Origin of the sequence: Desulfovibrio sp. JY (assembly GCA_021730285.1) — a bacterium.
Classification (GTDB): domain Bacteria; phylum Desulfobacterota; class Desulfovibrionia; order Desulfovibrionales; family Desulfovibrionaceae; genus Solidesulfovibrio.
On sequence record CP082962.1, the window covers coordinates 3,208,392 to 3,232,291 of the forward strand.

Consider the following 23,900-nt stretch of genomic DNA (forward strand, 5'->3'; position numbering starts at 1 on the left):
TGACTCCGGTGCGGACATTGGCCCAAAAAGCCTGAAAAATCCAGGGGGCGAAGGCTCCATGCCGCAAAACCCCTTCGCGGGGGGGGGCATCTGGCTTTGGCGCGACGGTGCGCCGGAGCTGGCCGGGGCGCTTTCTCCTGAAATTCTGGCGGGTTCCCATCCACTGTGGGCGGCCGACATGGCGCGGCTGGCCCCGTGGCGCGAGGTCGCCCTCGGCCCGGAGTATGGCCCCGCCGCCGGAAGGTGGCTCGTGGCCGAAGGGGATGCCGGCCAGGTGGCCGATGCCGTTTTGTGCGTGGGACGCTGCGGCTCGAGCCTGGATGTGGCCCGCGTCTTCGTCGCGGCCGGATTTTTGCCGCCTTTTTCCTCGGTGCTGGCGCTTACCCAGACCAGCGGCCGGGGCCAGATGCGTCGGGACTGGGTTTCCCCGCCGGGAAACCTTTATGCCGCGCTTTCCTGGCCCGCCGATTCCGGCCCGCTTGGCAACGCCGCGCCGGTTGTCGTCGGGGCCTGCCTGGCCGATGCGCTCTATGACAAGGGGCTCGCGGCCCGGGTCAAGTGGCCCAACGACCTGCTGGTGGACGGTTGCAAGGTGGGCGGCATATTGCTCGAAGAGCAGGGCGGGGCGGTTGTGGCCGGCATCGGGATCAATCTGTCCAGTGCCCCGGATGCGGCCTTTTTACGCCGGGAACATGCCGCCCCGGCGGCGGCGCTTGGCGCTTTTGGCGAGGTCCCCGGCGCTGTTACGCTGTGGGCCGAACTTGTGAAGTCCGGGCAAACCTGCTATCGGCAGTGCGTTGCGGTATCGGGCGCGCGGGAGTTATCCCGTTTCCTGGAGGGCCGTCTGGCCTGGATGGGGCGGGAGGTGCTCGTGCGTGAAAGCGATGCGGACGGTTTTCGGGCGCGGATCGTTGGTTTGACCGAGGACGGGGGGCTTCGGCTGCGGCGTGACGATCAGGGCCCCGGGCAGGATATGACGCTTCTCAGCGGGAGCATCTCCCTCCTTTTATAGCCGGCCCCCGCCGGAAAGTCACACGTGACAATAGGATTGGTCGCCCCCTGGGGTGAGAGGACAGCATGATCGCCAAGACGTTCCTTGAAGTCCTTTCCGAAGTGGAAGGGAAAAAGATTCTCGTCGCCAACCGGGGGATTTCCGCCCGGCGGGTGTTGCGTTCCATTCGCGAACGGCTCCACGCCATTCCGGTTTTGACCGTCACCGATGTGGACATGACGTCTCCGGCCACCGCCGGCGCTCACGAACTCATCACGTTGGGGGCCGACCCGCGGGCCTACCTCGATATCGACGGCATCATCAAAAAAGCCAAGGCCCACGGTGTGGTGGCTATCCACCCCGGCTGGGGCTTCGCTTCGGAAGACGAGGAATTTCCGCGCAAATGCGCCGAAGCCGGCATCATCTTCATCGGTTCCTCGGCCGAGGCCATGAAAAAGCTCGGCAACAAGGTCGAGGTACGCAAGATCGCCATGTCCCTCGGCGTCCCGGTCGTACCCGGCTCCGAAGGTTCGGTCACCATCCCCGAGGCCCGCGAGATCGCGGCCAAGATCGGCTTTCCCATCATGCTCAAGGCCGAGGGCGGCGGCGGCGGCCGAGGCATCTACGAAATTTATTCCGAAGCTCAGCTCGAATCCGCTTTTTCCAAGGCCTCGGCCATGGCCCAGGCCTCGTTCGGCAATCCGCGCCTGTTCGTGGAAAAGCTGCTTACGTCCGTACGCCATATCGAAATCCAGGTGGCGGCCGACATGCACGGCAACATTTTCGCTTTTGACGAGCGCGATTGTTCCGTGCAGCGCAACCACCAGAAACTCGTCGAGATCACGCCCTCGCCCTGGCGCGGCATGACCGACGAACTGCGCCAGCGCCTCAAGGACTACGCCGAACGCCTCGTACGCGAGACGGGCTATTATTCCCTGGCCACGGTGGAATTTCTGGTCGACGCCGACGGCGAACCGTACCTCATCGAGGTCAACACCCGGTTGCAGGTGGAGCATGGCATCACCGAGTGTCGCTATGGCGTCGATTTGGTGGAAGAGCAGATCAACATCGCCTTCGGCGGCAAGCTGCGGTTCAACTGCGGCGATACGCAGCCGTTTTTGCACGCCATGCAGCTGCGCATCAACTGCGAGGACCCCAAGCAGAACTTTACGCCCAACGCCGGGCTCATCGCCCGCTACCTGTCCCCCGGCGGCCAGGGCATCCGCCTCGATTCCTGCCTGTCCGCCGGCTACGAGTTCCCCACCCAGTACGATTCGGCCGGGGCGCTCCTTATCGCCTATGGCCGCAATTGGCCCAAGGTGGTGGCTGTCATGGAGCGGGCGCTGCGCGAGTACATCATCGGCGGGCTCAAGACCACGATCCCGTTCCACCGCCAGATTTTGAGCAACCAGGATTTCATCAAGGGCGATTTCGACACCAAGTTCATCGCCGCCAATCCCTATCTGCTCAATTACCGCGACGAGGAACCGGAATCGCTTCGCCTGTCGTGGCTGGTGGCCGACATTGCCGCCCGGGGCTACAACCCCCACGTCATGCTCGGCAAATACCGGGGCCGCGAGGATTACCGCCTGGGCCGCTTCAGGCCCCACCTGCCCGAAGTCGATTTCCGCAAGCACGAAAGCCCCTATCCGCGCGGCGACCGCCAGGGCATCCTCGACTACGTGCGCGATTCCGGCAAGGTCCACTTCGTGGACACGACCACCCGCGACATCACCCAGTCCAACAGCGGCAACCGCTTCCGCCTGGCCGAGGACGAGTTGGTCGGGCCCTATCTCGACAACTGCGGCTTCCTTTCCCTGGAGAACGGTGGCGGCGCGCACTTCCACGTGGCCATGATGGCCAACATGACCTACCCCTTCACCGAGGCGGCCCAGTGGAACCAGTTCGCGCCCAAGACCCTCAAGCAGCTGCTTATCCGTTCGACCAACGTGCTCGGCTACAAGCCCCAGCCGCGAAACCTCATGCGGCTGACCGGCGAGATGATCTGCGAGCACTACGACATCATCCGCTGCTTCGACTTCCTCAATCATATCGATAATATGTACCCATTTGCCGAGGTGGCCCTGTCGCGCCCCGGCATCATCTTCGAGCCGGCCATCTCGTTCTCCTTCGCCAAGGGCTTTGACGTGCACCATTACATGGGCGTGCTCGAGGCCATCCTGGACCAGATCGCCAAGGCCGGCGGCATGACCAAGACCAAGGCCGCCAAAAGCATCATCCTGTGCCTCAAGGACATGGCCGGCATGTGCCCGCCGCGTTTCGTGCGGGAGATGGTGAAAGCCATCCGCACAGCCTACCCGGACCTGGTGCTCGACTACCATCGCCACTACACGGACGGCCTCTTCGTGCCGGCGGTCGGGGCGGCGGCCGAGGCCGGCTGCCATATCGTCGACACGGCCATCGGCGCTTCCGTGCGCTGGTACGGCCAGGGCGAGGTCCTTTCCACCGCGGCCTACATCGAGGAAGACCTCGGCGTGCCCGTGGCCCTGACCAAGGACAACAAGGACATGATCCGGGCCGCCAACTTCGTGCTCAAGCAGATCATGCCCTACTACGACCGTTACACCGCCCCGTACTTCCAGGGCATCGACTACGACGTGGTCGAGCACGCCATGCCCGGCGGCGCCACGTCTTCGTCCCAGGAAGGGGCCATGAAGCAGGGCTACATCCATCTGCTTCCCTATATGCTCAAGTTCCTGGCCGGCACCCGCAAGATCGTGCGCTACCACGACGTCACCCCTGGTTCCCAGATCACCTGGAACACGGCCTTTCTGGCCGTGACCAGCGCCTATAAGGCCGGCGGCGAACGGGCGGTCAAGGACATGCTCGAGGTGCTCGAGGCCGTGGGCGAAACGCCGGAAGAATGCCTGACCCAGGCAGCCCGGCATGACCGGTTGCTGCTCTACGCCAACTGCAACGACGCCTTCCGCAACCTGCTGCTCGGCAAGTTCGGCAAGATGCCTCTTGGCTTCCCGCCCGACTGGGTCTACGAAAGCGCCTTTGGCGCGGAGTGGAAGAAGGCCATCGCCGAGCGCACCGAGGAGTCGCCCCTGGACGCCCTGGGCGAAGTCGACATGGCGGCGGAGCGGGCGGCGCTCACCGGCCAGATCGGTCGCGAACCCACGGACGAGGAATTCGTGCTGTATCTGAACCATCCGGGCGATGCCTTAAAGACTATTGAATTTCGCAAGAAATTCGGCGATCCTAACAAACTTCCCCTGGACGTCTGGTTCGAGGGTCTCGAACCGGGCGAGGAACTGCTGTTTAGCGACAGCCAGGGCAAGCCGCATCATATGTCCATACTCAACATCTCGCGCCCCGATGAAGCCGGCGCCGCCACTGTGCGCTACGCCCTGGATTCGGAAATCCTGAGCCACCGCGTGGCTGTGGCCGCGCCCCAGGGCGGCACCGCGCCGCAGGTGGAGATGGCCGACCCGAACAATCCCTACCATGTGGGCGCGCCGGTCTCCGGCGATCTGTGGGTCATGCAGGTCAGTCCCAACGACTACGTCAAGGCCGGGGAGGAACTCTTCAACATCTCGGTCATGAAGCAGGAGAAATCCGTGGCCGCCCCTCTGGACGCCACGGTCAAACGGGTGCTCAAAAGCGCCGATTACGCCAACGACCGCAAGATGGTCCCTGTCAAGGAAGGCGAGTTGCTGGTGGAACTGGGACCCGTCACCAAGGACTGCCCGTCCTGTCGGCAGCCCGTGCCCGACGAGCGTTTCAAGTTCTGCCCCAACTGCGGCCAAGAGGTGTGATCGCTGCCACGAACATGTTGACGGCGGCCGGCCGGACCGGCGCGCCGAGCCGGAAGATATCAAGGAGGGGAAAATGGCCAAGACCAAAGCCAAAGACCAACCGCGCCAGGACGACGCCACGTCCGCCAAAAAGGAAGGCGCGGCCATCGATACCGCCACCACGATCATCCTCACCGGGGCCGATATTGTCGGCATGGGCGAGGATGCCGAGATTCTCGTCGGCGGCAAGAACTACAATACCGCTCTCATAAGCCAGATCGGAGGCATCCGCGCGCCCCAGTTTAGGGCCGTATCCTCCGTGGCCTTCCACCGGGTGCTCGACGAGACCCGGGTCAACGCGGCGCTCATCCGCGAGGTGGTCAACGACGGCTATCGCCGCGTCAACTGGAATGACGAAGACGTCAACAGTGACCCGGAATATATGAAGAACCTCGTTCGCGATCTGGCCGATGAAGTCAGGGCCAAGATCGCCGACGCCTCGGGTTCCTCCATCATGCTGCGCACGTTCATAAACAACGTGGTCGAGGGCTTCGCCACCTCTCCCGAAGGCATCGACCAGCTGCGCAAACGCTCCGTGCTCGTCCAGGTCGCCATCCTCGCCGTGGACATGCCGGCCGAGGTCCGGGAAGCCGTTTCCAACGCCTACAACGATATCTGCCGCGACGCCGGTCTCGAGGACGTGCCCGTGGCCGTGCGCTCCTCGGCCGCCGGCGAGGACAGCCGCAAGAAGGCTTTCGCCGGCCTGCAGGACACCTATCTCAATATCGTCGGCGCCGCCCACGCGGTCACGGCCTATCAGTGGGACTGCGCCTCGGCCTATAACCTGCGCTCCATGACCTACCGCCGCGAGGCCATTCTCGACGCCGTGGCCCTGGCCGAACGCACCGGCGACAATTCCATCGCCGAGACGGCCAAGCAGGAATGGGCCATCGAGAACACCTCGCTGTCCGTGTGCATCATGCGCATGATCAATCCCGTGATCTCCGGCACGGCCTTTGCCGCGGACACGGCCACCGGCTGCCGGGGCACCTCCCGCAACGACCTCGTCTCCATCGACGCCAGCTACGGCCTCGGCGAGGCCGTGGTCGGCGGCATGGTCACCCCGGACAAGCTCTATGTCTTTCAGCGCGACGACGGCTCCGAAGTCGTCATCCGCAACATGGGCTACAAGGACAAGAAGATCGTCTACGACGAGGCCGGCGGCACCAAGCTGGTCAAGGTCAGCGACGAGGAGGCCTATCGCTGGGCGTTGTCCCTGGCCCAGGCCGAGGAAGTGGCCCGGGGCGTGCGGGCGATCAGCGTCGCCTACGGCGGCTGCATCATGGACACCGAGTTCTGCATCGACCAGTCCGACCGCCTGTGGTTCGTCCAGGCCCGGCCCGAGACGCGGTGGAACGAGGAACTCGAGCGCCATCCCCACACCATCTTCATGCGCCGCATGGAAGTGGAGAAAAAGGCCGTGGCCTCGGCCGAGGTGATCCTCGAGGGCAACGGCGCTTCGCGCGGGGCCGGTCAGGGCATGGTCCGCTTTCTGCGTTCCGCCCTGGAACTCAACAAGATTCAGAAGGGCGACATCCTGGCCGCCGAGCGCACCGATCCGGACATGGTGCCGGGCATGCGCGTGGCTTCGGCCATCCTGGCCGATGCCGGCGGCGACACCAGCCACGCCGCCATCACCTCGCGCGAACTCGGCATCCCGGCCGTCATCGGCATCCAGCGCGCCGAGACCCTGCGCGCCCTCGACGGGCAGTACGTCACCGTCGACGGTTCGCGCGGCTGTGTCTACCGCGGGCTTTTGCCCCTGGAGGAAGTCGGCGGCGAGATGGACATCGCCAAGCTCCCGCCCACCAAGACCAAGGTCGGCTTGATCCTGGCCGACGTGGGACAGGCTCTTTTCCTGTCGCGGCTGCGCACCGTTTCCGATTTTGAGGTGGGGCTGCTTCGCGCCGAGTTCATGCTCGGCAACATCGGCGTCCATCCCCAGGCCCTCGAGGCCTACGACAACGGCACCCTGCCGGCGCTGATCGAAAGCAAGGTCAAGGAATTCGACGCCAAGCTGACCAAGATCGTGCGCGAGCAGATGGCCGCCGGCTACATCAACGTCCAGATCAAGCTTCGCAGCTACGTGGGGCTCATCACCGGCCTGACCAGCGAGCTCGACGCCCTGGCCGACCATGCCGGCGCCCGGGGCACGGACGAGGTCATGGCCGTGCACCGTCGCATCCGCGAACTGGAGAAGAAGCTCGATCACCACCTGGAAGAGGTCACCCGCCGCCTGGACCTGCTCAAGACCTCGGCCGACCTCGCCACCCATGTGGCCATTGTGCTCGGCTACTGGGACGAGCTCCAGGAAAAGGCCGTCGATCCCGACGCGATCAAGCGCCGCTACGAGATCAAGGCGCATATCGACGATCGCGTGGCCGCCGTGGCCGAAGAGCCCATCATCAAGGATACCCTGGCCAAGATCGTGGCCATGCGCCAGGAAGTCGCGCGGCAAATCGGCATCAAGGGCCAGATCGACGACCTCACCGCGCTTTTGGCCAAGATTCGCAAGCAGCTCTTCTCCCGGGGCTTCCGCTCCGGCAAGGAACTCTACGTCCAGACCCTGTCCCAGGGGTTGGGGCTTTTCGCCATGGCCTTCCACGGCAAGCCCATCCTTTACCGGACCACGGATTTCAAGTCCAACGAGTACAGAAACCTGCTCGGCGGCAACTTGTTCGAGACCGTGGAGGACAACCCCATGCTCGGCTACCGGGGCGTGTCGCGCAACATCCACGACTGGGAGATCGAGTCGTTCAAGCTTGCCCGCGGCATCTTCGGCGGCAAGAACCTGCATATCATGCTGCCCTTCGTGCGCACCGTGGAGGAGGCCACCTCCATGAAGCGCTACCTGGAGCAGGTGCACAACCTCCATTCCGGCGACGACGGGCTCAAGATGTTCATCATGTCCGAGATCCCGAGCAACGCCATCCTGGCCAAGCAGTACATCCAGGAGTTCGACGGCTTCTCCATCGGTTCCAATGACATGACCCAGATGGTGCTCGGCACCGACCGCGACAACCCGGCCTTGCGCCACATCTACGACGAGGAGGACCCGGCCGTGGTCTGGGCGCTTCTGGTCACCATCTTCGCCGGCCAGAAATACGGCAAGAAGGTGGGCTTTTGCGGCCAGGGCGTGTCCAACAGCCTCATCCTGCGCGGTCTGGTCGCCATCGCCGGCATCGTGTGCGCCTCTGTCGTGCCCGACACCTACTACCGCACGAAGTTCGACCTGGCCCATGTGGAGTCCGAGGAGATCCCGGTCAGCCGGCTCGGCGAATGGTTGGCCGCCCAGCATCTGGAACGCCTCAAGACCGTCTTGATCGAGAACAAGTACGAGCACATCGTCAAGAAATACGACACCGCCACCGACATCAAGGACTGGTACGACGGCGAAATGACCAGACTCGCCGAGCAGCTGCGCGAGAATCTGGAAAGCGCCAAGGCCCATTTCTACCATCAGGAGATGGAGAGCTTCCGGCGGTTGTTCCACAAGCCGGTGCTCTACGCCACCTGGGACTGGTCCGGCACGGTCTTCGACGCCCTGCGTCAGGCCGGCTTCGATTCCTACAAGGAACAGGCCGAGGCCCTGGCCACCCAGCGCGCCAAGAAGTGGTAGGATAGGGTAGGGTAGGAATAGAAGAAGGGAGGGAGGATGCCTCCGGCGGCCAGGGGGAAACTTTTTGAAAAAAGTTTCCCCCTGGACCCCCTTCAAAAACTTTAGCGGGGTGTTGGTTCAAATGCCCCGGCCATCATGAAAGAGGCCGCCCGGTTTTTTTACCGGGCGGCCTCTTTCATGATGGCCGACAAAGGTGTCGCAGCTTCTTCTTAGAGCAAACTGACGGCGATAACCTGATAAAAAAATAAAAGATTTAGGAAGGGGAGAGCGCGAGAGGGGAGAACCCTTTTTAAAGGGTTTCCCCTCTCGCATTCTCTTCTCATTCCTTACATCTTATTGAGAATATTATCGTCGATCCAGTGCTGATCCCACCATTCGACAGGGGAGGTGGGGTGGCCGAAGACCAGGACGCCGAAGTGCAGGTGGTCGCCGCCGGCGAGTCCGGTGGCCCCGGTCTTGGCGATGATCTGGCCCTTTTTGACGTCCTGCCCTTCCTTGACGTCGATTTCCCGGAGGTGGGCGTAGAGCGTTTGCAGTCCGAGCCCGTGGTCGATGATGATGGCGTTGCCGTAGATGCCGAAAAAGCCGGTGAAAACGACTTTGCCGCTGTTGGCCGCCGGCACCGGCGCGGCCTCGAGGGAGGCCAGGTCCACGCCCAGGTGGGTCTCCTGGTCGATTTCCTTGCCATTGTAATAGTAGGTCCGGTGATCGCCGAAACCGGCCTTGGGCGCGGCGTTGGGCAGGCGCAGGAAGGCCTTTTTGTCCCAGAGCATGGTCGGGGCCGTTGCCATGGCCAGATCGTGCAGCTTGGCCCGGTTTTTCTTGCGCAGTTCCTTGTTGACCCGCAGGTAGATTTCGAGATTGTCGCGAGTGTCGGTGATGATATTGTAATACTGGGGCATCTTGGACTCGAGAAAGTTGTCCGAGATGTTGATCCTGTCCTGGCGGAATTTCCGGGGAATGGCCTGGTAGCGGAACGAGGCGTAGGCGGTGTTGCCGGCCTTGTCCACGGCCTTGACCTTGGGCACGAAATCCTTGGGGTCCATGTCGTAGGGAAAGACGAACAGCCCGAAATACTTTCCGTTTTCCTGCTTGAACGCGGGATAGAAGTCGTCGCCGACCACCACCCCGGCGCTTTCGGGGTCTTCGCTCAGCTGAAAGGACACCGCGCCAACGCCGCCTTGGCGGACGTTGTGGGCGAGGCTCAGCACGTCGATGCGCGGCGGAATGGTGTCCAGGGTGACGTCCTTGCTCAGCTTGACCGTGTTGCCGGCCCCGAAGTTGGCCAGGGAGCGGTCGGTGGCCGTGGCCACGAGCGTGAACGGGCCGTCGTGCAGTCCCGCCGGCTCCAGGGTGAATTTCTCCTCCGCCGTCTTGACGGGCATGGCGTAGGTTTTGTCGAGCAGGGTGATCTGCTTGTCGCCCTGGGTCACGATGACCTTGGCGTTTTTGAGCCCCGCGCCGGCGTCCTTGAGCGTCAGGGTGAATTCCCGTTTGGGCGCGGCCACGGCGTTGTCCGGGGACAGCGCGATTTCGGGCTTGACGGTGTCGGTCAGGAAAAAATAGGCGGCCGCGCCGGCGGCCACGACCAAGATCAGAAAAAGGACAAAAACGAGTTTCTTCATGCTGGCTTCCTCACGTGTGCCGACCGCTTCATACCGGCCGGGCCGGGAAGGCGCAACCCCGCTTCCGGGCGATACAGGGCTTGCCCCGAGAGGCGTTTGCAGGCTACTGCCTTGGTATGCCTGCAAATGGTCGGTCCCAGGAGCCTTTATGAACGCCTTGCGCCTGTCGTGCCTGACGCTCTGCTGCCTGTGTGGCCTGGCCCTGTCGTGGGGGCCGTCTTCCGCCTTGGCCGACCGCGAGGATCCGACGCTGTGGAGTTCTATCGCGGAGGGGCTGCGCCAGAGCATCGTCTTAAAAAGACGTGAGCTTGCGCATATCAAGGAAAAGTTGCCGGCGGCCAGGGCCGCCCTGGCCCAGACCCTGGCCCAGGAGAGCAGCCGCCTCGATCAGGTGTTGCTGTTGCGGGGCGTGGCCGGGGAAACGCCCTGGGCCAGCCGCACGCTCATCATGCAGTTGCGCGAGATCGACAACGCCGTGGACGCGGCCAGCGGCTCCCTGGAGGACATGCACGACAGGCTGGCCCGCACCAAGGAGGAATACGCCACCCTGCGCCAGATACGGCTTCAGAACGCCAGTCGGGAATACACCGATCTGGTGAATGAGGAGCTGGCCGGCCCCGGGCGGGATTTCAAGGCGCTCAAGGACGAGGTGGACACGGTCAAGACGGAAGTGGATGCCGCCTTGTCCCAGGCGTCGGGCCTGAAAAAGGATGTCCGCGAGGCCAGAACAAACGAAGTCGAGCGTTTCGTGCGCCTTTTCGGCGAGACCTATTTCGCTTCTTCCGGTTCCTTGCTGCGGCTGGGCAATCTTCGCGGCGCCATGGACGATCTGCGCCAATGGATCGATACCGCGCCGCGTTTTTGGGGGCCCATCCTGGCCTGGACCGATTGGGGCCGGTTTTGGCTGACCGGGCTTTTCGGCTTCGCGGCCTTTGGGGCGGTCATCACCCTGGCCCGGCGGCATTGGCCGACGGTCGGCGAGCTTTCCCGCCCGGGGCTTTTCTGGCTCGCCGTCGGCCTGGGGCTGGGCCTGGCCCGCCACACCGTCCTTTTCGCCGGAAACCAGTTCACGTCGCTCCCCTGGGTGCTGGCGACCTGCTGGGGGCTTGTGCTGCTGATGCCCCATGGGCCGGTGCTGTCCGTGCTTTTCGGGTGTTTCACCGCCGCCGCCTGTCTGGACGTCGTCAATACGCCGGCCAGCATCGTCGGCGCGCTCTGGCTGGTGGTGGCCGCCTTCGCCATCGTGCGGTTGCGCCGCGCCGGGTCCGCCGGGCCCTCGATCGTCGGTTTTTTTGCCGCCACGGCGGCGGCCGGTCTTTTCGGCTTTGGCCCGCAGGCGACCGCCCTGACCGAAGCGCTTTTCATGCTGCTTTTGGCCCTCGGGCTCACGGCGGCCATCCAACGCCGCCTGGACGGGCTGGCCGCCGGGCGCAAGCATTCCCTGGCCGGTCTGGCCGGGCCGCTGGCCGTGACGCTGATGGCCACGCTGTATGTGGTCTGGGTGCTGGTCTTCATGGGCGGCCCGGGACTTATGGACCGCGTCTTTGGCATGCGTTTTTCCATCGGCAAGGCGACCTTTTCCCTGGACGCCCTGGCCATGCTGTGCGTCGTCTTTTTCCTGTTGCGCCTGGTGCAGGCCTGGTTTGCCCAGTTGCTCGCTCTCGTGCGGCTGCGCGGCCGGACCGTGGAGCCCGCCTTGGCCCACACGATGGGCGCGGTCTTTTCCTATCTGACCTGGACGCTGTTCGTGCTGTTCGGCCTGCATCTCTTCGCCGTGCCGCTCGGGGCGCTGACCTGGATCGCCAGTGGCCTGTCGGTGGGCATCGGCTTTGGCCTCAAGGACATCGTCAACAACTTCGTCAGCGGCCTGATCATCATGTTCGGCGGGGCGGTCAAGAAGGGGGACATCATCCAGCAGGGCAAGAATTTCGGCGAAGTGGTGGACTTGTCGGTGCGCAACACCATCATGCGCACCCTGGACAACACCACGGTCATCATTCCCAATTCGAGCTTTCTGCGCGGCGAGATCGTCAACCTCACCTACCAGGACGCTTCCATGCGCCTGACCATCCCCGTGACGGTGGCCCCCGGCACCAAGCTCAAGAAGGTGCGCAAAATCCTGCTCGCCGCGGCGAAGAAGCACCCCGACGTTTTGAAGAGTCCGCCGCCGGAGGTGGCGATGATCGCCTTCGCCCGTTTCGGGCTCCAGTTCGAGCTGTATGTCTGGATCGACAACTTCATGAAGAAGTTCCAGGTGCAGTCGGAACTGGCCACGACCATCGACCAGGAGTTCCAGGACAACAAGGTCATGCTGGCGTTCCAGGGCGTGAAGGTGAAGTACAAACCCAAGGGCACGGAGGCCATGCAACTCGACGCCATGCGCGAGGAATTGCGGCGCAAGCGCTCGGAAACGTTCAAACGCTCGCGCACGCTGCGCCGGGTGCACGTCAGGAAACGCTGGCCGGCCCCGGCGGCGGCACGCTCCGGGGAGGCGTGATGCCACACCGCCCGATGTTGACGTTCATGCTGGCGATGGCGTGCCTGTGTGGCGCGCTGCTCCCGTCTGCCTGGGCTCGCAAGGCGCCCGCGGTCGCCCCGCCGAAGGTGGTCACCATCGGCATCGTCGAGGCGCCGCCCTTTGTCATAAAGGACGAGCACGGCCATTTCGTCGGCATCGCCATGGACCTGTGGCGCGACGTGGCCCGGGATATGGGGCTGGAATGGAAGGAGCGCGAGTACGACCTGGTCGGGCTGCTGGCGGCCCTGGAAAAAGGCTCGCTGGATGTCGGGGTTTCGGCGCTGTCCATAACGCCTGACCGCGAAGCGGTCATGGATTTCTCCCAGCCGTTTTACTACACCGGCCTTGGCATCGCCGTGCCGGCCAAGGAGCATGTCGGGATCATCCGCCATGTGCTGCGCACGTTGTTTTCGTCGCAGGTCCTTCTCTATATCCTCTCACTTCTGACCTTGCTGTTGGCCGTGGGCACCCTCGTCTGGGCCATCGAACGCAAGCGCAATCCCGGGAATTTCCGGCCGGGCAAGCGGGGCATCGGCGACGGGTTGTGGTGGTCGGCCGTCACCATGACCTCGGTGGGCTATGGCGACTCCACGCCGAAAACGCTGTTCGGCCGCGCCGTGGCCCTGGTCTGGATGTTCGCTTCGGTCGCCTTGCTGGCTTCGTTTACCGCCGGCATCACCACCTCGCTGACCATGGCCTCCCTGGACACCGGCCAGGTGCATGACCAGGACGACCTGCACAAGGTCCGCACCGGCGTCAAGCGCGACTCCTCGGGCCAGGCGGAACTTGTCGCCTCCCACATCGGCGTGGTGCCCTACGATACGGCCATGCAGGGGCTTCAGGCGCTCGCGGCCGGCTCCCTCGACGCCTTTGTTTTCGACCAGCCCATACTCCGTTATTACGTACACAAGGATTTCCCCGGCCAGATCAAAATATTGCCGGGCTTTTTCGATCCCCAGCTCTACGGTTTCGCTTTTTCCCGGGATTCCCCTTTGCGCAAGGCCGTCAATGTGGCCTTGCTGCGGCGGATGGAGGATCACGAGTACCGGCTGAAGCTTTTCGGGCCCTACCTGGGCAAGGGCGCGGTGCATTAGGTTTCCCCCGGTGATGCCGCAAAAGGGAAGGACGGGGGAAAGGGGAAGTGCGAAAGGGGCTACGGCTCTTTTCATAAGGTTTTTCCTCTCGTATATTCCTTCTCAAAGGAACGTGCCGGCCAAGTGCTCCTTTCAATGCGGCAATATAGCGACATCATCCGTTAATGCCTTGACTTTACCGCTTGAATGTTGGAAACAATCACTATTCCCAAACCAAGGATTTTTCCCAGCGCCCAGCCGCTTTTGCAGGCACGGTGCGTTTTAAAGAGAGGAGACCGCATTCATGCCTGTCGCACCCCCGCGCGTCGCTTCCCGGCCGAGAACCGCTTCCTGCCTGCTTATCGTGCTGGCGCTGACCGTCGCCGCCCTTCTGGCGGGATGTGACCGGAAAAAGCCCCAGGCCGAAGCTCCGACCCCGGTCGAGGTTACGGTGGTGGAAGCCAAGGCCACCACCGCGCCGCTGGCCGTGGACGGCATCGGGCATGTGTACGCCCTGCGCACCGTCAATGTCCGCAGCCAGGTTTCGGGCGTGCTCAAGGAAACCTATTTTGCCGAAGGCGACCTGGTCAAGGAAGGGCAGCCCCTGCTCCTGATCGACCCGGCCCCCTACAAGGCCCAGCTCGATGAGGCCACAAGCACGCTTGCCCGCGACCGGGTCACCGCCGCCCAGGCCCAGCGGGACTGGCTGCGCTATAAGGACCTCGTGGCCCAGGCCGTCATCAGCCAGGACGACTACGAACAGAAACGCACCGCCTACAGGCAGGATCTGGAGCAGGTCCGCGTGGACGAGGCGTCCGTGCAAAACGCCAAGGTCAACCTCGGCTACTGCTACATCAACGCCCCGTGCACGGGCGTGGTCGGCCTCCAGCAGTACAAGACCGGCAACCTGATCAAGTCCGAGGACTATATCATCGTCACCCTCAACCAGATCGAGCCCATAAACGTCCAGTTCGCCGTGGCCGAGAAATACCTGCCCGACATCCGCAAGTATGCGGCCAAGGGCAAGCTGGCTGTGGAGGCGAGTCCTCCCACCCATCCAGAGCTGGTGGCCAAGGGCACGCTCACGGTCATCAACAACACCGTGGACGTGAATTCCGGCACCATCACCTTGCAGGGGGAATTCCAAAATAAGGACAAGGTGTTGTGGCCGGGACAATTCGTCAACGCCTCGGTCGTCCTGGCCGACACGGCCGACACCATCCTGCTGCCCTCGAGCGCCCTGGTCGAAACCCAGGACGGCTCTTCGGTTTTCATCGCCAAGCCCGACAACACGGTGGAGATGCGCACCATCACCGTCGGCCGCAAGATCGGCCCGGACACGGTGATCGAAAAGGGCGTGTCCGCGGGCGACAAAGTCATCACTTCCGGCCAGATCAAGCTGTTCCCCGGCGTTCCCGTCAAGATCGTCAGCGCGCAGAACTACAAGGAAGGTCCGGTTTCCCCCGCCGCCGTGGCGGGCAAGGGTAAGGCGGCCGGCGCGTCCAAGGAAGGCCAGGGGAACTAGACATGACCGACCTGTTTATCAAGCGGCCGGTCGCGACCACGCTGCTCATGGCGGCGCTGATCTTTTTCGGCGTGGTGTCCTACTTCTCGCTGCCCATAAGCGAGATGCCGAGCATCGACTTCCCCACCATCCAGGTGACGGCCAGCCTTCCTGGCGCGGACCCCCAGACCATGGCCTCGGCCGTGGCTACCCCCCTGGAGCGGCAGTTCACCTCCATCTCGGGCCTGCAGTCGATGAGCTCGAGCAACTCGCTCGGCACCACCACCATCACGCTCCAGTTCGACCTCTCGCGCAACATCGACGGCGCCGGCACCGACGTTTTGACCTACATCAACGCCGCCCAGGGCAGCCTGCCCAACAACATGCCGAGCCCCCCGACCTTCCAGAAGGTCAACCCGGCCGACATGCCCATCATCTACATCCGCGTGTCCAGCCAGACCATGCCGCTGTACCGCGTGACCAACTACGCCAAGGTCTACATCGCCCAGCGCATTTCCATGATCAACGGCGTGGCCCAGGTGGCCGTGTACGGCGACCAGACTTATTCCCCGCGCGTGCAGGTCAATCCGGACAAGCTGGCGGCGCTCGGCATCGGCGTGGACGAGGTGGCCACCGCCTTCAACAACGAGACCGTGCTCCAGCCGACAGGCTCCCTCTATGGCCTCGACAAGCTGTACACCATCAAGGCCCAGGGCCAGCTGACCAGCGCCACGGCCTACAACCGCCAGATCATCGCCTACAGGAACGGCAATCCCGTGCGCCTCCAGGACGTGGGCCGGGCCATCAATTCCACGATAAACGACAAGAATGCGGCCTTTTTCGACCAGCAGCAGGGTATCGTCATCGCGGTCAAGCGCGCGGCCGGCACCAACACCATCCAGCTCGTGGACGCCATCCGGGCCATGATACCGGGCATCGAGGCCACGCTGCCGCCCTCGGTCAAACTGGAATTCCTCTACGACCGCTCGACCTCCATCAAGGCGGCCATCGACGACGTCGAATTCACCCTGCTCATTTCCACCATCCTGGTGGTCATCGTCGTCTATCTCTTCCTCAACAACCTCCCCGCCACCATCATCGCCGGCCTGGCCCTGCCCACGGCCCTTATCGGCACCCTCTCGATCATGGTGGCCTTCAACTTTTCCATCGACAACCTCTCGGCCATGGCCATCATACTCGCCGTCGGCTTCGTGGTGGATGACGCCATCGTCATGATCGAAAACGTGGTGCGCCACACCGAGATGGGCAAAAAGATCATGCAGGCGTCCCTGGACGGGGCGCGTCAGATCGGCTTCACCATCGTGTCCATGACGCTGTCGCTGGTGGCGGTCTTTATCCCCATCATGTTCATGGCCGGCATCCTCGGCCGGGTGCTCAACGAGATGGCCGTGACCATCACCCTGTGCATCCTCGTCTCCGGCTTCGTCACCCTGTCCCTGACCCCTATGCTGTGCAGCCGGTTTCTTTCGGGCAAGATTTCCGAATCGGGCCGGCTCTTCAAATGGGTCGAGCTGGGCTACGAGAAATCCCTGCATTTCGCCCTGCGCTGGCGTTTTTTCGTCATGATCCTGTCCGTGGCCCTGCTCGGCCTCACGCTGTGGCTTTTTACCGTCATTCCCACGGGCTTTATTCCGGCCACGGACTCGGGCATCTTCTACGCCTTCGGCATGGCCGAGCAGAGCGCTTCCTTCGAGACCATGAAGGAACGGGTGCTCAAGGTCGGCCGCGTGTTCATGGCCGACCCGGACATCTTCAAATTCATCGGCGTTGTCGGCGTCGGCGGCCCCAACACCTCCATGAACAACGCGGCCATGTTTCCGCTCTTGGCGCCCATGGACAAGCGCAAGCACAGCGCCCAGGAGATCATCGACTACCTGCGGCCCAAGGTGGCCCAGATCCCGGACCTCTTCGTCTTCATGTACAATCCGCCCTCCATCCAGATCGGCGGCAAGCAGACCAAGGCCCTCTACCAGTTCACGCTGCTTTCCCCCGATCCGGACGAACTCTATCCCGTGGCCCGAAAGATGGCCGGGGCGATGCACAAACTGCCCGAGATCACCGACGTCAACACCGACATGCAAAACGACGGGCCCCAGGTCTTTATCGACATCGACCGGGACAAGGCCCAGGCGCTCGGCATCAGCACCTCCTCCATCGAGACGGCGCTCATGACCGCTTATGCGGCCCGGCAGGTCACCAACCTCTACGGAGCCACAGACACCTACAAGGTCATCGTGGAGGTGCAGCCCGAATTCCAGCGGCGGCCGGACCTGCTCAACAAGCTCTACGTCAAGTCCAGCAACATGGACGCGAACGGCAATCCCATCATGGTGCCCTTAAACGGGCTGGTCAAAATGCACGAAGGCGTGGGGCCCCTCGTGGTCAACCACACCGGCCAGCTCACCTCGGTGACCATCTCGTTTAACACCGCAGGCAAGTATTCCCTCGGCGAGGCCGTCACCGCCATCCAGTCCCTGGCCAAAAAGGAACTGCCGACCAACATCAGCTACATCTTCGAAGGCCAGGCCACGGCCTTCAACGAATCCCTGGCCAGCGTCCCGTTCCTGCTGTTTCTGGCCATCGTGGTCATCTACCTCATCCTCGGCATCCTGTACGAGAGCTTCATCCACCCGATCACCATCCTGTCCGGCCTGCCCTCGGCGGCGCTTGGCGGCCTGATCACGCTCATGGTGTTCGGCCGCCAGCTCGACCTCTACGGCTTTATCGGCATCATCATGCTGATCGGCATCGTCAAGAAGAACTCGATCATGGTCATCGACTTCGCCATCGAGGCCGAAAGAGAGGGCAAGACGCCCTTTGACGCCGTGTTCGAGGGCTGCATCGTGCGCTTCCGGCCGATTATGATGACCACCGTGGCCGCCATCGCCGGCATCATGCCCATCGCGCTCGGCATCGGCGCGGGCGGCGACGCGCGACAGCCCCTGGGCCTTGTGGTGGCCGGCGGCCTGATCATCTCCCAGGTCGTCACGCTGTACCTGACCCCGGTCTTTTACACCTACATGGACCAGTTCCAGACCTGGCTGTCCGGCGGCAAGCACGGGAAAGAGGATATCGTGTAAGGGGGCAGCTGAGAGAAGCGGGGGAGGGAGGCCCCTTTTTGAAAAAAGGGGCCTCCCTCCCCCGCGCCCCCTCCCTCCCCGAAAAACTTTCAAGGGGGTTGCAATTATGGAAGAATCCTTGAAAGAAGGCGGGTTCCCTCAGGCGCTTGCGACGTCGGCTTAAGATGGCGTAAAAGAAGGGGGGCGGGCACTGTCGTCCGCACGGAAGCCTTTGGGAGGGCTTGGTATGGACGAGCCCAATATCATCAGCAAGTTTTATCATCCCGACTGGGATGTCACCTTCGCCGTCTGCGCCTACCGCAAGGTCACCAAGGTCGAGGGGGCCAAGGCGATCGAGGCTTTTTTGATCCGCAACGAGCGCCGTCCGCCCCGGCGCGGCGCCATGGTCACCATCTACTCCCGTCTGCGCTGACCCGGCTCCCCGCCGCTGCTTGGGCCTTCGCCCGACGGGGCCGGGAGAGCCCATGTTCGATTATTTTTCCCTGTCCGACGCCATAGCCGACGTGCTGCGCGCGCGTCTGGCCGGCCGTGTCGCGGCCCCGGAACGCCTGACCGTGCCCGTGCCCGGGGGCGTGCTCCTGTGCATGCCGGCGGCCGACGACACCATCGCCATCGTGAAAAACATCACCGTGCATCCGCAAAACAAGGACCTGCCCGTCATCCAGGGCGAGGTACTGGTCCTCGACGCCGCAACCGGTCGCAAGCTCGCCGTGCTCGACGCCCGCGAACTCACCGCCCGGCGCACGGCGGCGGTCAGCCTGCTGGCGGCCCGGCTGTTGGCGGCTGACAAACAGGGGCCGCTTTTGGTCATCGGGGCCGGCGTGCAGGCCAGGGCCCATGCGGCGGCCTTTTGTCAGGGGCTCGGCGTGGGGGAGGTGCTGGTGGCGTCGCGCACCCGGGCCCGGGCCGTGGCCCTGGCGGTGGAACTCGGCGGGCAGGGAATTGCGGCGCGGGTAGCCGACGACGTGGCCGCAGCGGCCCGGGACGCGTCCATGATCGTCACGGCCACCACCAGCCGGGAGCCGGTTTTTCCGGATGTCGTTCGCGACGATGTCTTTGTCGCGGCGGTGGGGTCGTTTACGCCCGAGGCGGCCGAGGTGCCGGCGTCGCTGGTGTCCCGGGCCACGCTTTTCGTGGACGATATGCCCTCGGCCAGGGTCGAGGCCGGGGATTTCCTGCGCGCCGACGTAAACTGGGAGCAGGTCACGCCCCTGGAGCGCATCCTGGACGCTCCGCCGCATCCCGCCGGCCCCGTCATCTTCAAGACCGTAGGCCATGCCATCTTCGACTTGGCAGGAGCCAAGCATGCCATGAGGGGGAGAAGAGGCGAGGAAGAAAGTGCGAGAGGGGAAACCCTTTGAAAAGGGTTCTCCCCTCTCGCGCTCTCCCCTTCCTAAATTTTTCAAAGGGGTAGCGCCCCAGCAACATCAACCCTTTTTAGAGTCTTTGGAAAGGGGGTCCGGGGGGAGAACCTTTCTGCAAGAAAGGTTTCCCCCCGGCTCTTCTTCCCCAAAAATCCCTACGCCTCCGCGGGGGCGGCGTGGAAGAGGGCGGCACCATCTTTGAGCGAGTCGGCCGTTCCCATCACGTAGAGCCTGTCCCCCGGGGAGAGGGCGAACGGCCCGTCGGGGTTGGGCAGGAATTCCCCGCCGCGCCGCACCGCCGCCACGGTCAGGTTGTGGTCGCGCCGCAACCGGATTTCCTCCAGGGTGCGCCCGGCCAGGGCCGACGCCTCGTCAACGGTGAAAATCGCCACATGGAGCCCGGCCAGGGACTTGTCCGGCGAAAACGTGGCCATGGCGGCCAGGGAATCGGGCAGCATGGCCCGGTAGCCCTCGCGTCGGATGTCCTGGGCCATGCGCTCGATGTCGTCGCGCGGCACCATGAACTTGGCCAGCACCCGGGCGAAAACCACCAGTGACGCTTCGAACTCCTCGGCAATGACGTCGTTGGCCCCGAGATCGAGCAGAGCCTTGATCTCGGTGTTGAACCGCGTGCGGGCGACGATATACAGGGCGGGATTTTCGCACCGGGCGATTTCCACCGCGCGTCTGGCCGCTGCCGCGTCGGAGATGACCACGGCCAGGGCCCTGGCGTCGCGGACCCCCATATGGACCAGCACGCCGGGCTTGGACGCGTCGCCGAAATGGATGGGCTCGCCTTTTTTCGCTTCGTTACGCACCGTGTCCGGGTTCATCTCCAAAATGACGTAGGGGATATCCGCCGCCTTGGCCGCCCGGGCGAGTTGGCGGCCGCCGGCCCCGAAGCCCAGGATGATCATGTGGTCGGCAAGCCCGGGTTCGGGCGTGGTGTCGGGCGTGTCCCGGATGCCGGTCAGGCGGCAAAAAAGCGCTGCCAGACGCGGCGCGGCGGCGATGAGGAAGGGGGCGAGCACCATGGTCACGATGCTTGCGGCCAAGAACTTCTGGTAGAAATGCTCGGAAATGACGTGGTGGGAAAAGCCGGCCTTGGCCAGGATGAAGGAGAATTCGCCCACCTGGCACAGGGCCACGCCGGCCAGCGCGGCTGTGCGCGCGGGGTAGCCCAGGATGCGCGTGGCGATGCCGGCCATGACCGCCTTGACGCACAGGATGAGGACCACGGCGCCGAGGATCTGGCCGGCGTGGTCCCAGGCCGCCGCGACATTGAGCAGCATGCCGATGGAGATGAAAAACAGCGAGGTGAAGACGTCCTTGAAGGGCAGTACCGCCTCGTGCAGGCTTTCCCGGTAGTCCGAGCCGGAAAGGAGCAGCCCGGCCAAAAACGCTCCCAGGGAGACCGACAGGCCGATGGCGGCGGTGAGCAGGCTCACGGCCAGGCAGATGCCGAGCGCGGTGAGCAGGAAAAGCTCCCGGCTGCGTGTGCGCACGATGGAGAGCAAAAGGCGTGGCATGAGCTTGCGCGAGAGCACCACCAGCAGGATGAGCACGGCCGCGCCTTTGAACACCGTAAAGACGATGGAATTGGTGAATCCGAAGGTCCTGCCGGCCAGAAGCGGCACGGCCAGGGTCAGCGGCACGGCGAGCAGGTCCTGGAAGATCAGGATGCCGAGGATGACCCTCCCGTGGGGGGCTTCCATCTCGGCCCGTTCCTGCAAGGTCTTAAGGACGATGGCGGTGCTGGAGAGGGCGGCCAGCATGCCGAGCAGAATGCTCGCGCCGCCGGAAAGGTCCAGGAACATGGCAAGGCCGAAAAAAAAGCCCCAGGTCAAAAGCACCTGGGCCGCGCCGCCGAGAAACACCGGTCGTTTGAGCCGCGACAGGTCGGACAGGGAAAGCTCCAGGCCGATGGTGAAAAGGAGCAAAATGACGCCGAGTTCGGCAAGGATCTCCACGTCGTGGGCCGAATGGACCAGCCCCAGGCCGTAGGGGCCGCAGACCACGCCCGTCAGGAGCATGCCGACCAGAGCCGGAATCTTCAGGCGATGGCAGACCAGGATAACCAGGACGGCCAGGGCGAAGATGATGGTGACGTCGGGAAGAAGAGGGATGTCCATGGCGGCAGTATGGACGAAACGCCGGCACTTGGGAAGTGGGATCCCCCCGTCAGGCCTTGAGATCGGCCCGCACGGCGTCCATGCAGCGACGAAGGGATTCGAGGGAGGCCAGTACCCCTTCGCGCTTGGTCGGCTCCACCATGGACAGGATGCTGGTGAAGAGCCCGCTCATGAACGTGCGGATTTCCTCGCAGGCGCGCCGGCCGGCCGGCGTGAGGGAAAGCAGGATGACCCGGGCGTCGGCCGGATCGGGATGCTTTTCGATGAGCCCCTGGCGCGAGAGCCCGGTGGTGACGGCCGTCACCCGGCTTTTGGTCACGCCGAGCCGGCGGCCCAGTTCGCCCGGGGCCAGGTAGCGGGTTTCGCCCATGGTTAAAAGCGCCCGCAGCGCCGCCGGCGGCAGGTTGAACCGTTCGCTTTGCATGGCGATGCGGGCCTGGCAGCAGGCGAAAAGGTTTTCCACGGCTTCCTGAAGCCGTTGCGCCTGCCCTTCGGAGACAGGCGCTTCCAGAATATTGGCGTGATCGCTCATGTGGAAAAACATGTAGGTGAGGGATGTCGGCCCTGTCAATGCGGTATGGGAGACGGAATTGCCGTGGCTGTGGCCATGCCGTTTCAGGCGCGGCGCATCCGGTTGCGCCGCGCCGTCAGCAGCCAGGTGAGCGCGGCCAGGGCGATGGCCACGAGCAGCAGCCCGGCCAGCCAGCGGAACACGCCCGCCACTCCGGCGGCCAGGACCTCGGGCGGGGCGTTGGTCAGTTCCGTCCGCGCGCCCACATGGCCCGGCAGCAGCACCAGGGATGTGAAAATCGTACCCACCAGTGGCAGCCCCGTGGATTGGCCGAAGACCCGGGCATAGTTGGCCAGCCCGGACCCCACGCCGAGCCGGTGCGGCGGCATCTCGCCCATGATCGACGAGTTGTTGGGGGCCTGGAAGATGCCGATGCCGAGCCCCACCGGCATGGAGCGCAGCATGTAGCCCCACCAGGGCGTGGCTACGGTCAGGCCGCCAAGGGCCATGGTGCCGCACCACAGGATCGAAAGCCCTACGATGCGGATCAGGCACGAGCCGTAGCGGTCGGCCAGACTGCCGGCGATGGGGGCCGTCAGCGCCATGGAGAAGGGCAGGATCATCATCATGAGCCCCATTTCCGTCACGGTCCGGCCTTGGGCCGACTGAAGGAAAAAAGGCATGATGAAACCGCTGGCTCCGGTGATGAAGACCAACACCGACATGGCCAGCCCGAGGCTTATAAACGGATTGGCGAAAAGTGAGAGGTCGAGCATGGGCGCCTTGGCCCGGCGTTCGATGGCGATGAAAAGGACCAGTCCGGCCAGGGCGACACCCAGCAGCCCCATTGCCGCCGGATCGGAAAAACCCTGGCGCTGGGTCAGGGTCATGCCCAGGCAGTAGCTGCCGAGCGTCAGGCTGGCCGTGATCGCGCCCGGGATGTCGAAGCGTTCCCCTTCCTTGACCGGCGGCAGAGTGGGCATGAAACGGCGCACCACGAAAAAGGCCGCGATGCCGATGGGGACGTTTAAAAGGAACATGGAGCGCCAGCCGGCAAAACCGATGAGCACGCCGCCAAGGGGCGGGCCGAGCATGAGCCCCATGGCCACCGTGCCGCCGATGAGCCCCAGGGCCCGGCCCCGGCTGGATGGCGGGGAAATCTGGGTGATGATGGCCATGCCGAGGGACTGGCTCATGGCCGCGCCGATACCCTGGGCGGCCCGGAAGGCGATGAGCCAGTGGACCGACGGGGCCAGCCCGCAGCACAGCGAGGCGCTGACGAAAAGGAGCAGCCCCATGGAAAAAATACGTTTTTTGTCGTGCATGTCGCCAAGGCGCGAGACCAGGAGCAGCAGGCTGGCGATGACCAGCACGTAGCTTAAAATCACCCATTGGATGACGGCGAAATCGGTGTGCAGCGCCTTGACCAGGGTGGGCATGGCCACGTTGACGATGCTCATGTCGAGGGTGGCCATGAACACCATGAGGTTGACCCCGAGCATGGCCAGGACGGGAGAATGGGCAGTCGTGACGGGCTGCGGTCCGGACATGCCGGAACCGTGATCGAATGAATCCATAAAGGGAATTATCCTTGCTAGGTGAGAAAATCCGCTTCCCCCATACGCCATTGGCCGGCGCGGG

The 23,900-nt window shown here is 63.8% G+C and carries 13 protein-coding genes; 9 read left to right on the forward strand and 4 right to left on the reverse strand.

What is annotated here, in order from left to right:
- The first annotated feature begins 58 nt into the window (after window positions 1–58).
- The 3 genes from K9F62_14330 (at window position 59) to K9F62_14340 (ending at window position 8,431) form a co-directional block, all read left to right on the forward strand.
- Entirely contained in the window at window positions 59–1,012 is a 954-nt protein-coding gene (locus K9F62_14330) for a biotin--[acetyl-CoA-carboxylase] ligase (GenBank protein ID UJX39886.1), read from the forward strand.
- Between the two features lie 65 nt (window positions 1,013–1,077).
- Window positions 1,078–4,773 carry a pyruvate carboxylase gene (locus tag K9F62_14335; GenBank protein UJX39887.1) on the forward strand — a complete coding sequence of 1,232 codons (3,696 nt, stop codon included), beginning with the start codon at window positions 1,078–1,080 and terminating at the stop codon, window positions 4,771–4,773.
- Between the two features lie 73 nt (window positions 4,774–4,846).
- The gene (locus K9F62_14340; GenBank protein UJX39888.1) at window positions 4,847–8,431 is read left to right on the forward strand and encodes a phosphoenolpyruvate synthase; all 3,585 of its coding nucleotides are present in this window, start codon (window positions 4,847–4,849) and stop codon (window positions 8,429–8,431) included.
- A gap of 326 nt (window positions 8,432–8,757) precedes the next feature.
- On the opposite strand, the gene K9F62_14345 is transcribed toward K9F62_14340, so the two are convergent.
- Window positions 8,758–10,056 (reverse strand): M23 family metallopeptidase, encoded by a 1,299-nt coding sequence (locus K9F62_14345; GenBank protein UJX39889.1) that lies wholly within the window; start codon window positions 10,054–10,056, stop codon window positions 8,758–8,760.
- A gap of 148 nt (window positions 10,057–10,204) precedes the next feature.
- Between K9F62_14345 and K9F62_14350 the strand changes: the two genes are divergently transcribed.
- The 6 genes from K9F62_14350 (at window position 10,205) to K9F62_14375 (ending at window position 19,613) form a co-directional block, all read left to right on the forward strand.
- Window positions 10,205–12,553, forward strand: coding sequence for a mechanosensitive ion channel (locus K9F62_14350; GenBank protein ID UJX39890.1), 2,349 nt, complete (start codon window positions 10,205–10,207; stop codon window positions 12,551–12,553).
- A complete protein-coding gene (locus K9F62_14355) occupies window positions 12,553–13,668 on the forward strand; it encodes a transporter substrate-binding domain-containing protein (GenBank protein UJX39891.1) in 1,116 nt (371 codons plus the stop codon). Before K9F62_14350 ends, K9F62_14355 begins: the two co-directional genes overlap by 1 nt.
- A gap of 283 nt (window positions 13,669–13,951) precedes the next feature.
- Window positions 13,952–15,172: an efflux RND transporter periplasmic adaptor subunit gene (locus tag K9F62_14360; protein ID UJX39892.1), complete on the forward strand. Its 1,221-nt coding sequence runs from the start codon at window positions 13,952–13,954 to the stop codon at window positions 15,170–15,172.
- Window positions 15,173–15,174: 2 nt separating this feature from the next.
- Window positions 15,175–18,252 carry an efflux RND transporter permease subunit gene (locus tag K9F62_14365; protein ID UJX39893.1) on the forward strand — a complete coding sequence of 1,026 codons (3,078 nt, stop codon included), beginning with the start codon at window positions 15,175–15,177 and terminating at the stop codon, window positions 18,250–18,252.
- A 226-nt stretch (window positions 18,253–18,478) separates the two neighbouring features.
- Window positions 18,479–18,664 carry a hypothetical protein gene (locus K9F62_14370; protein ID UJX39894.1) on the forward strand — a complete coding sequence of 62 codons (186 nt, stop codon included), beginning with the start codon at window positions 18,479–18,481 and terminating at the stop codon, window positions 18,662–18,664.
- 52 nt (window positions 18,665–18,716) lie between these two features.
- Window positions 18,717–19,613 carry a delta(1)-pyrroline-2-carboxylate reductase family protein gene (locus K9F62_14375; GenBank protein UJX39895.1) on the forward strand — a complete coding sequence of 299 codons (897 nt, stop codon included), beginning with the start codon at window positions 18,717–18,719 and terminating at the stop codon, window positions 19,611–19,613.
- 158 nt (window positions 19,614–19,771) lie between these two features.
- On the opposite strand, the gene K9F62_14380 is transcribed toward K9F62_14375, so the two are convergent.
- The 3 genes from K9F62_14380 to K9F62_14390 form a co-directional block, all read right to left on the reverse strand.
- Window positions 19,772–21,748: a cation:proton antiporter gene (locus K9F62_14380; protein UJX39896.1), complete on the reverse strand. Its 1,977-nt coding sequence runs from the start codon at window positions 21,746–21,748 to the stop codon at window positions 19,772–19,774.
- Between the two features lie 49 nt (window positions 21,749–21,797).
- A complete protein-coding gene (locus tag K9F62_14385) occupies window positions 21,798–22,280 on the reverse strand; it encodes a MarR family transcriptional regulator (GenBank protein UJX39897.1) in 483 nt (160 codons plus the stop codon).
- 83 nt (window positions 22,281–22,363) lie between these two features.
- Window positions 22,364–23,836, reverse strand: coding sequence for a DHA2 family efflux MFS transporter permease subunit (locus K9F62_14390; protein ID UJX39898.1), 1,473 nt, complete (start codon window positions 23,834–23,836; stop codon window positions 22,364–22,366).
- Window positions 23,837–23,900: the final 64 nt, after the last annotated feature.